Genomic DNA, 11,277 nt, shown 5'->3' on the forward strand with positions numbered 1-11,277 from the left:
CCAGTACCGCCGGATGACAAACCGGATCCGATCAAATACAACAACAACGTTACCTGGGATCAAGCTGAAAAAACGGTGCAGATCCGTAACGCTACCTTTACCTACACCGAGAATGCGGATGGCAGCTATACCCTGACGGCAAAAGATGGTCGCCAGACAATCGTTAAGCAGTGGAAAGTAAATGAAGACAGCAACACGGCAGTCTTCGAAGGCGTTAACAAAGCGGGCGGAATCATCTGGAGCTACGACGACGAAGGCAAAATCCACATCACCAAAGAAGCCGGCGTGGTGGTTGATGGAACAACAGGCAACGATATCAAAGTGAGTGACGCCATTATTACCGACCTGGGCGGCAACACTGCGCTGAATGGCGGTACGGTAATGACCGTGGAAGGCGATAATATTGTTCTGAACAATGACGGGAAAACCACTGCGATTGGCGAAGGTTCCGTGGTGGGCATCCTGACTGGTGATGACATCACCATCAATAACAATGGCGAAACCGAAGTGGATGGCGGTACAGCCGTTATTGTTAACGGCAACAACTCGACGATTAATACCCAGGGCGACGCCATATTTACCAACGGCGGTACCGGTAGTCTGATTAACGGTGACGATGCCGCTATCGATAATAAAGGGAATATGACCGTCGATGGCGAAAACTCGGCAGCGACCAAAATTGTTGGTAATGACGCACTTATCAAGCAGGAAGGCGATCTTTACGTCAGTGACGCTGCACACGGTATTGACGTTACGGGGAATGGCACCATTGTCAGTAACAAAGGCAATATTACCGTGGTGGATGATAAATCCATCGGCGTATTACTGGATGGCAGTGACGCCACGTTCATGAACATTGGTGATATTACTGTTGGTGATAAGGGGCACGAAGGTAATCCATTCGGTGTACTGATCGATGGCGATAATGCAACCTTTGTCAACGTGGGGGATATCACCACTAACAATAGCGGTACAGGGATTAAAGTTGCCGGTAACGAAGGTAGTGTTTCACTTTCAGGCAAGATGTCTGTTAACGACGCCACTACGGGTCTGGAAGTAAACGGCAACGATAACAGCATCACGCTGACAACGTATGAGCTGAGCATTGCGGGCGAAAATGCGACGGGCGTAAATTTATCTGGCAACGGCAACAATCTTGAAATTTCCGGTGATATGTCCGTAGATGGTAAAAATACCGTCGGAACGCGAGTTATGGGTGATGATGTAAGCATTCTTCAGAACGGCGATCTTTACGTTAGTGGTTCCTCGCATGGTATTGATATAAAAGGTAAAAATGCCAAAATTGGCAATACTGGTAAAATCACCGTTATCGACAAAGATTCTGTTGGTGTACTGATCGAAGGCGATGATGAGCAGTTCGGTAACATCGGTGAACTTAATGTTTCGCAAAATGCCATTGGTGTTTCCCTCGTTGGCGATCGTGAACTGGTGTCTCTGCGTGGCGATATAAATGTCACGCATGAGCGGGATGACAGCGGTAATTTCCAGGGGGCGACGGGCATAAGTATTGCCGGAAATGATAGCCAGGTAACGCTGGAGGGTGACATCAATCTGGCCTCAGATATGAACACATCGCCGACGACATCCGATGAACATCTTAACGGTTTAATTGTTACCGGTGAAAATAACACGGTTAATTTAAGCGGTAATTTAAATATTGAAGCATACTCTCCTTTATTTGGTGCTGCACACGACGAACAGCCTGAACTGGATGGTGTGGTTGTTATTGGGGATGATAATGTCATTAATCTGAATGGCGGTATAAATATAACAGGGGATACCGGCGGTCATGTTATTAATGGTATTAATGTCTCTGGTAAGAGTACGGTTAATATCAGTGGGCATTCTGTTCTGGATGTTACCGCAGTGCGCAGTACAGTGTCGCTTTTTTATGTTACGGGAGGCGGTCAGGTTATAATTGATGAAAACTCCGTTACGGATATTTTCAGTCCGGTTCGCGACTCCAATTTTTTTGGTCATAACTCGATCATTTCGGCGAATGGTATTGGTTCGAGTGCAGAGAATAAAGGAATCATTAACGCCTCGGCGGCGAAAGAAATCATGACTGCTGTTAGCGGTGCCAGGATCGTCAATACTGGAACAATGAATGTTAAAACCGGAACAGACAGTTCGAGTGATGGTAAAACAGCAGTAATGCGCTCTAACGGGCAAGATAGCTTCGCATCCAATGCCTCAGGTGGGGTAATTAATCTGACATCTACGCTCTCTCCGGTTGGTGGAGGGGGAGAAGGCGCTTATCCCCTGGGATGGCTTAACAGAACCTACTACGCGGTGCTCGCAAGCGGTTATGGGGAAGCCGAAAACCAAAGTGGCGCGACAATCAATCTGCACGGCGCAGGAACCTATGGGGTTTCTGCATCAAAAGGTACCGCCAGCAATGACGGAGAAATAAACGTCGATAGCTTTATTCCGACTATGGATGAGAACGGCGATATCACCAGTGAAACTTATTGGCAAACTGATACTGTTTACTTGATGGGCGGTGGTATGCTGATAGGCTCAACCGACGCCGGTTGGGCTGATGCTACCGGGCTAAATACCGGAACCATCAACGTCAAGAATGAAGGTTTTGGTATGCTAGCACTTAATGGCGGTACAGCGGTAAACCAGGGCACCATTAACCTGACGGCGGATGAAAACGTCACTAAGCAGCAGGATAACCAGCTATTTGCGATGGGCGCGATTGGCAGTGGCGTGGCGATTAACGACAAGACCGGCGTGATTAATATTAATACCGGTGTCGGCCAGGCTTTTTATACCGACGGTTCAGGCACCATTATTAATTACGGTACCATTTGCACGCTGGGCGTTTGTGAAAATTCCAGTGAGTATAACCCGACCGATCCGGCAGTTAGCCTGGTCTACACCGGGGGAGACACGCTCAGCACCGAAGGGCAGTCAACGAATTTCGCTCAGTCTGTGGTGATTACTAACACCACGCCAGGCAGCGTCATCAACTCCGGTACGATTTCTGGCCCAGTGGTGACGGTGCTGAACGGTGAACTGGAAAATACCGCAACAGGAATTATCAATAACCTGATAAAACTGAACGAAGGTGGCGAGGTCGATAACGCGGGCACACTGAGCAATATCGATATTGATGGCGGCACGCTGAATAACGATGGCACGGTTTCTGGCCAGATAACAATGTATGCTGGCAAAAATACTTCGCAGGTGAACAATAACGGCACGATTAATAAACTGGTGCAGAAAGCAGGCGTCTTTAACAACAGTGGCACCGTCACCAGTCGCATCGACCAACAGAACGGCATCTTCAATAACCAAAAAGACGGCATTGTAAAACATGGTTCTAAATTAACCAATAATGCAGTGGTGAATAACGACGGCACCTGGATTCTGGGCAACAGCAGCGAAGACAGTAATGCCGGGATGCTGGAAATCGATAACAATGCCGTTTTTAACAACCACGGCGAATTTATTCTCGATAACAACAAAAACGCCGTTCACATCAACCAGTCTGGCACACTCTACAACACCGGGCATATGTCACTGACGAACTCCTCCCACAACGGCGCAGTCAATATTTGGGGGGGTAACGGGCGCTTTATTAACAATGGTAAAGTGGATTCAACCGCCAAATCAGTCGTTGTCAGCGCCAGTAACGCCGCAGCTACGGACGCGTTCTTCTGGAACATGAGTGAAGGTGAGATTAATTTCGATCATGATAACGCCAGCGCCGTGAAATTCACGCACACCAACTATGTCGCGCAGAATGACGGCACCATGAACATCAGCGGCAATAATACCGTGGCGATGGAAGGGAATAATAACGCGCAACTGGTCAATAAGGGCATTATTAATCTGGGAACGGAAGGCACGACCGATACCGGCCTGATTGGTATGCAACTGGATGCCAATGCCACGGCGGACGCAGTTATTGAGAACAATGGCACCATTAATATCTATGCCAATGATTCTTATGCGTTCAGTATGCTGGGGACGAATGGCCACGTAGTCAACAACGGTACGGTAGTGATCGCCGATGGCGTAACCGGGTCAGGCCTGATCAAACAGGGCGACAGCGTGAACGTGGAAGGTATTAACGGTAACAACGGTAACTCCACCGAAGTCCATTACGGCGATTACACGTTGCCGGATGTGCCGAATACCACGGTGACATCGTTTGTTGATAATACAACGGGCGAAGAGAGCGGCACCAACAGCCTCAACGGCTACGTTGTGGGAACCAACGCTGATGGTAGCGCCGGTAAGCTGAAAGTAAACAATGCCAGCATGAGCGGCGTGGAAATCAACACCGGCTTCGCCGCAGGCACAGCAGACACTACAGTCACCTTCGATAACGTGGTGCAGGGCAGTAACCTGACGGATGCTGATGCCATCACCTCCACCTCTGTGGTGTGGAATGCGCAGGGTAGCACCGATGCCAGCGGTAACGTTGACGTCACCATGAACAAAAACGCTTATACCGATGTGGCTACCGATGCCTCGGTGAATGATGTTGCGCAGGCGCTGGACGCGGGTTACACCAATAACGAGCTATACACCAGTCTGAACGTAGGCACCACGGCGGAGCTTAACAGTGCGCTTAAGCAAATCAGCGGCAGTCAGGCGACCACCGTATTCCGTGAAGCACGGGTGTTAAGCAACCGCTTCAGTATGCTGGCGGATGCCGCACCGAAGGTGGGCAACGGTCTGGCGTTCAACGTGGTGGCAAAAGGCGATCCGCGCGCGGAACTGGGCAACGACACGCAATATGACATGTTGGCGCTGCGTAAAACTCTCGACCTGAGTGAAAGCCAGAGCCTGAGCCTGGAGTATGGGATCGCCCGTCTGGATGGTAACGGTTCTGACACGGCAGGGGACAACGGCGTAACCGGCGGCTACAGCCAGTTTTTTGGACTGAAGCACCAGATGGCGTTCGAAAACGGGATGAGCTGGAATAACGCCCTGCGTTATGATGTTCATAACCTCGACAGCAGCCGTGCCGTAGCCTACGGCGACGTCAGTAAAACAGCCGATACCAACGTGAAACAGCAGTACCTGGAGTTCCGCAGCGAAGGGGCGAAAACCTTTGAACCACGCGAAGGGTTGAAAATAACGCCGTATGCCGGAGTGAAACTGCGCCACACGCTGGAAGGCGGTTATCAGGAACGCAACGCCGGTGACTTTAACCTGAATATGAACAGCGGCAGCGAAACGGCGGTGGACGGCATCGTTGGCCTGAAACTGGACTACGCAGGTAAAGACGGCTGGAGCGCGAATGCGACGCTGGAAGGTGGCCCAAACCTGAGTTATGCGAAGAGCCAGCGTACAGCAAGTCTTGCCGGAGCTGGCAGTCAGTACTTTAATGTTGACGACGGGCAGAAGGGCGGCGGTATCAATAGCCTGGCAAGCGTTGGCGTGAAGTACAGCAGCAAAGAAAGTTCGCTGCATCTGGACGCTTACCACTGGAAAGAGGACGGCATCAGCGATAAAGGCGTGATGCTGAACTTTAAGAAAACGTTCTGATTTTTAATCTGCGACACAAAAACCGCAACGCTGATACAGGTTGCGGTTTTTTTATCGTTATCCCTAAACAACCTCCTCAAGAGGTCGTTCAGGGATAACAATAAAAAGCCTCCCACAGTTGCAGGAGGCCTCTTAAAACTTATGCTGTAACAACTTCGTCAATTGCTGCTTTGGCGTCTGCCTGCGCTTTCTCCGCCATTTCCGGACCGTAGGCAATACCTTCCGCAAAGACGAATTTCACATCGGTAATACCGATAAAGCCCAGGAATGTAGACAGATACGGCGTCACCAGATCCGTCGGCCCATCTTTATGGATACCGCCACGGCTGGTAATCACGATGGCTTTTTTACCGGTTACCAGACCTTCCGGACCGTTCTCGGTGTAGCGGAAAGTAACGCCTGCACGCGCAACCAGGTCAAAATAGTTTTTCAGCTGAGTCGAGATGTTGAAGTTGTACATCGGTGCCGCAATTACGATAACGTCATGGGCTTTCAGCTCGGCAATCAGCTCATCGGAAAGAGCCAGAGCTTCCTGCTGACGCGGGGTCAGCGGCGCATCGCTCGGACGCAGAGCGCCAACCAGTTCGCCATCCAGCACCGGAATCGGATTTGCAGCCAGATCACGCACGGTGATTTCATCAGCAGTGTGCTTTTCGCGCCATTGTTCAACAAAATAATCGGACAACAAATTAGACTGAGAGTACCCTGCCAGGATGCTGGATTTAAGAACTAATACCTTGCTCATGGTGTTTCCTTATAGATGTTTGAATGGGCGATGCCCCGTTGCTTGTTGACACTTTATTCACAATCCTGCCACAGAGATAGCGCAATAAATCGAAGTCTATGTTCGAATTTATTGAACAACGCATAGAAAGCCGCGATGTGGTACTCTATATCTATCATTTAAAAGAAAATTAATCAGGCAGACTACTGCCCACTAACGTTATGACAGAACAACAAAAATTGACCTTTACTGCTTTGCAGCAGCGGCTGGATTCGCTGATGCTGCGCGACAGACTGCGTTTTTCTCGCCGTCTGCACGGTGTGAAGAAGGTTAAAAATCCTGATGCACAACAGGCCATTTTCCAGGAGATGGCGAAAGAGATTGACCAGGCGGCAGGGAAAGTCCTGCTGCGTGAAGCGGCGCGTCCGGAGATTACTTATCCGGAAAATTTGCCGGTTAGTCAGAAAAAACAGGACATTCTCGAAGCGATTCGCGATCACCAGGTCGTCATTGTCGCCGGTGAAACGGGTTCCGGTAAAACCACCCAGTTACCGAAAATCTGTATGGAACTGGGGCGCGGGATTAAAGGGCTGATCGGCCATACCCAGCCGCGTCGCCTGGCGGCACGAACGGTAGCGAACCGTATTGCTGAAGAGTTGCAGACCGAGCCCGGTGGTTGTATCGGTTATAAGGTTCGTTTTAGCGATCACGTAAGCGACAATACGATGGTCAAACTGATGACTGACGGTATCTTGCTGGCGGAAATCCAGCAGGATCGCCTGCTGATGCAGTATGACACTATCATCATCGACGAAGCGCACGAGCGTAGCCTGAACATTGATTTTCTGCTCGGTTATCTGAAAGAGTTGCTGCCGCGTCGTCCAGATCTGAAAGTGATCATCACCTCGGCGACCATCGATCCTGAACGTTTCTCACGCCACTTTAATAATGCGCCGATTATCGAAGTTTCCGGTCGCACTTATCCGGTGGAAGTGCGCTATCGTCCGATTGTTGAAGAAGCGGATGACACCGAACGAGACCAGTTGCAGGCCATTTTCGATGCCGTAGAAGAGCTAAGCCAGGAAAGTCCTGGTGATATCCTGATCTTTATGAGCGGCGAGCGGGAAATTCGCGATACCGCCGATGCGCTGAACAAGCTGAATCTGCGTCATACCGAAATATTGCCGCTTTACGCACGACTATCTAACAGCGAACAAAACCGCGTCTTCCAGTCGCACAGCGGACGGCGCATTGTGCTGGCGACCAACGTCGCGGAAACGTCGCTGACCGTACCGGGTATTAAATACGTTATCGACCCCGGTACGGCGCGTATCAGCCGCTATAGCTATCGCACGAAAGTGCAGCGTTTGCCGATTGAGCCGATTTCGCAGGCTTCTGCTAATCAGCGTAAAGGTCGCTGCGGACGTGTGTCAGAAGGGATCTGTATTCGTCTCTATTCCGAAGACGATTTTCTCTCGCGCCCGGAGTTTACCGACCCGGAAATTCTGCGTACCAACCTGGCCTCGGTTATTTTGCAGATGACCGCGCTGGGGCTGGGCGATATCGCTGCGTTCCCGTTTGTCGAAGCACCGGATAAACGTAATATCCAGGATGGCGTGCGTCTGCTCGAAGAGCTGGGCGCGATCACCACTGATGAACAGGCCAGCGCCTATAAACTGACGCCGCTCGGTCGTCAGCTCTCGCAGTTGCCTGTCGACCCACGTCTGGCGCGGATGGTGCTGGAAGCGCAAAAACATGGCTGCGTGCGTGAGGCGATGATTATCACGTCCGCGCTCTCCATTCAGGATCCGCGCGAACGTCCGATGGACAAACAGCAGGCATCGGATGAGAAACATCGTCGTTTCCACGATAAAGAGTCCGACTTCCTCGCGTTTGTAAATCTGTGGAATTATCTTGGCGAGCAGCAAAAGGCGCTTTCTTCTAACGCCTTCCGTCGCCTGTGTCGTACCGATTATCTCAACTATCTGCGGGTGCGCGAATGGCAGGATATCTACACCCAGTTGCGCCAGGTAGTAAAAGAACTTGGCATTCCGGTTAACAGCGAACCGGCGGAGTATCGCGAAATTCATATCGCCTTACTGACCGGTTTGCTTTCGCATATCGGCATGAAAGATGCCGATAAACAGGAATATACCGGCGCACGTAACGCGCGTTTCTCCATCTTCCCCGGTTCTGGTTTATTCAAAAAGCCACCGAAATGGGTAATGGTGGCGGAACTGGTAGAAACCAGCCGTCTGTGGGGGCGTATTGCGGCACGCATCGATCCGGAATGGGTAGAACCCGTCGCTCAGCATTTGATTAAACGCACCTACAGCGAACCGCACTGGGAACGGGCGCAAGGCGCGGTGATGGCAACGGAAAAAGTCACCGTTTACGGGTTGCCAATTGTTGCTGCGCGTAAGGTCAACTACAGCCAGATTGATCCGGCATTATGTCGTGAACTCTTTATTCGCCACGCGCTGGTGGAAGGTGACTGGCAGACGCGGCACGTATTCTTCCGCGAAAACCTGAAACTGCGGGCGGAAGTAGAAGAGCTGGAACACAAATCACGTCGGCGCGATATTCTGGTGGACGACGAAACGTTGTTTGAGTTTTACGACCAGCGCATCAGCCACGATGTGATCTCCGCACGTCACTTCGACAGCTGGTGGAAAAAAGTCAGCCGCGAAACGCCTGATTTGCTCAACTTTGAAAAGAGCATGTTGATCAAAAAAGGTGCGGAAAAAATCAGCAAGCTGGATTACCCGAACTTCTGGCATCAGGGCAATCTCAAGCTGCGTTTAAGTTATCAGTTTGAGCCGGGGGCGGATGCGGACGGCGTGACGGTACATATTCCGCTGCCGTTACTTAACCAGGTGGAAGAGAGCGGTTTTGAGTGGCAGATCCCCGGTCTGCGCCGCGAACTGGTGATTGCTCTGATTAAATCGTTGCCGAAACCGGTACGGCGTAATTTTGTACCCGCGCCAAACTACGCCGAAGCGTTCTTAGGCCGCGTCACGCCACTGGAGCTGCCGTTGCTCGACAGCCTTGAGCGCGAGCTGCGGCGGATGACCGGCGTTACCGTTGACCGCGAGGACTGGCACTGGGATCAGGTGCCCGATCACCTGAAAATCACCTTCCGCGTGGTGGATGACAAAAACAAGAAGCTAAAAGAAGGGCGCTCGCTACAAGATCTGAAAGACGCGCTGAAAGGCAAAGTGCAGGAAACGCTGTCTGCGGTGGCGGATGACGGTATCGAGCAGAGCGGCTTACATATCTGGAGCTTTGGGCAACTGCCGGAAAGCTACGAGCAGAAGCGCGGCAACTACAAAGTGAAGGCGTGGCCGGCGCTGGTGGATGAGCGCGACAGTGTGGCGATCAAACTGTTTGATAATCCGCTGGAACAGAAGCAAGCGATGTGGAACGGTCTTCGCCGTTTGCTACTGCTGAATATTCCATCGCCGATCAAGTACTTGCATGAAAAGTTACCAAACAAAGCCAAGTTAGGGCTGTACTTTAACCCGTATGGCAAAGTGCTGGATCTGATCGACGACTGTATCTCCTGCGGTGTGGATAAATTGATCGATGCCAACGGTGGCCCTGTCTGGACGGAAGAAGGCTTTGCTGCGCTGCATGAAAAAGTGCGTGCCGAACTGAACGATACGGTGGTGGATATTGCGAAGCAGGTCGAGCAAATCCTCACAGCGGTGTTCAATATCAATAAACGCCTGAAAGGGCGCGTTGATATGACGATGGCGCTGGGACTTTCAGATATCAAAGCGCAGATGGGCGGGCTGGTATATCGCGGTTTTGTCACCGGTAACGGTTTCAAACGTCTGGGTGACACGCTGCGTTATTTGCAGGCGATTGAAAAACGACTGGAAAAACTGGCGGTTGACCCGCATCGTGACCGTGCTCAGATGCTGAAAGTCGAAAACGTTCAGCAGGCGTGGCAGCAGTGGATCAACAAACTGCCGCCAGCACGGCGTGAGGATGAAGACGTGAAAGAGATTCGCTGGATGATAGAGGAGTTGCGCGTCAGTTACTTCGCTCAACAACTTGGTACGCCTTATCCTATTTCTGACAAGCGTATTTTGCAGGCGATGGAGCAGATTAGCGGATAACGCTGCAATCTGGTTGATAAATCTAAAACCCGGTAAGCATTTAGCGCCGGGTTTTATATTAATTCTAAAAACGGTAAGGGCAAAATTCAGGAGTTCAGAAAAATACAATTCTCTGCTGCAAGATGAATAATGTTTATCTACAGCATTTCCTTAAAAGATATGTCAGGCTTGCGGAGTGGCGGTTAAGGAAATACGACTTCCTCCTTTCAGAGTGCTCCGCTTCTCACTATTATCTCACGCAGTATTCTTAAGGGAACGATAAGGAGGAACCATGAACATTACCCCGTTTCCGACGCTTTCGCCGGCAACCATAGATGCCATAAACGTTATCGGTCGATGGCTGGCGCAGGATGATTTCTCCGGTGCTGCTCCGTATCAGGCTGATTGCGTGATCCTTGCAGGTAATGCGGTTATCCCTACTATCGACGCCGCTTGCAAGATTGCCCGAGATCAGCAAATTCCTTTACTGATCAGCGGTGGTATCGGTCACTCGACAACGTTTTTATACAGTGCCATCGCCCGGCATCCGCATTACAACACCATTCGCACAACAGGCAGGTCAGAAGCTACCATCCTGGCGGATATTGCCCATCAGTTCTGGCATATTCCACATGAAAAAATCTTGATTGAAGACCAGTCAACAAACTGCGGAGAAAATGCCCGCTTCAGTATCGCGTTACTGAATCAGGCCAAAGAGCGGGTTCACACGGCTATCGTCGTGCAGGACCCCACCATGCAGCGGCGCACGATGGCGACGTTCCGCCGTATGACCGGGGACAACCCCGATGCACCACGCTGGTTAAGTTATCCGGGATTTATACCACAATTAGTGAATGACGCAGACAGTGTTGCATTTGCTAATCCACTGGAAATGTAATGAACACATCCCCCCCATTA

The 11,277-nt window shown here is 50.9% G+C and carries 3 protein-coding genes and 1 pseudogene; 3 read left to right on the top strand and 1 reads right to left on the bottom strand.

The annotated features are described in order from the left end of the window. Positions 1-5,532 (top strand): pectate lyase-fold domain-containing protein (locus EQY_RS26665; RefSeq protein WP_000299596.1); only part of this gene is annotated, 5,532 nt, incomplete at its 5' end. Positions 5,533-5,671: 139 nt separating this feature from the next. Here the strand turns inward: EQY_RS26665 and azoR are convergent. Beyond that, positions 5,672-6,277, bottom strand: a complete 606-nt coding sequence (azoR, locus tag EQY_RS0121050) for an FMN-dependent NADH-azoreductase (RefSeq protein WP_000048934.1) — start codon at positions 6,275-6,277, stop codon at positions 5,672-5,674. 200 nt (positions 6,278-6,477) lie between these two features. Between azoR and hrpA the strand changes: the two genes are divergently transcribed. Both hrpA and ydcF read left to right on the top strand, forming a co-directional pair. Beyond that, a complete protein-coding gene (gene hrpA, locus EQY_RS0121055) occupies positions 6,478-10,380 on the top strand; it encodes an ATP-dependent RNA helicase HrpA (protein WP_000139588.1) in 3,903 nt (1,300 codons plus the stop codon). Positions 10,381-10,651: 271 nt separating this feature from the next. After that, a pseudogene (gene ydcF, locus EQY_RS0121060) lies at positions 10,652-11,251 on the top strand (DUF218 domain-containing protein YdcF); the annotation flags it as partial. Positions 11,252-11,277 lie beyond the last annotated feature (26 nt).

It is taken from the genome of Escherichia sp. TW14182 (genome assembly GCF_000208525.1).
Lineage (GTDB): Bacteria > Pseudomonadota > Gammaproteobacteria > Enterobacterales > Enterobacteriaceae > Escherichia > Escherichia ruysiae.

What these genes read in the sequence shown, in the direction of transcription:
- azoR (WP_000048934.1), bottom strand. Translation starts at nt 6,277, where the DNA reads ATGAGCAAGGTATTAGTTCTTAAATCCAGCATCCTGGCAGGGTACTCT.
- hrpA (WP_000139588.1), top strand. Translation starts at nt 6,478, where the DNA reads ATGACAGAACAACAAAAATTGACCTTTACTGCTTTGCAGCAGCGGCTG.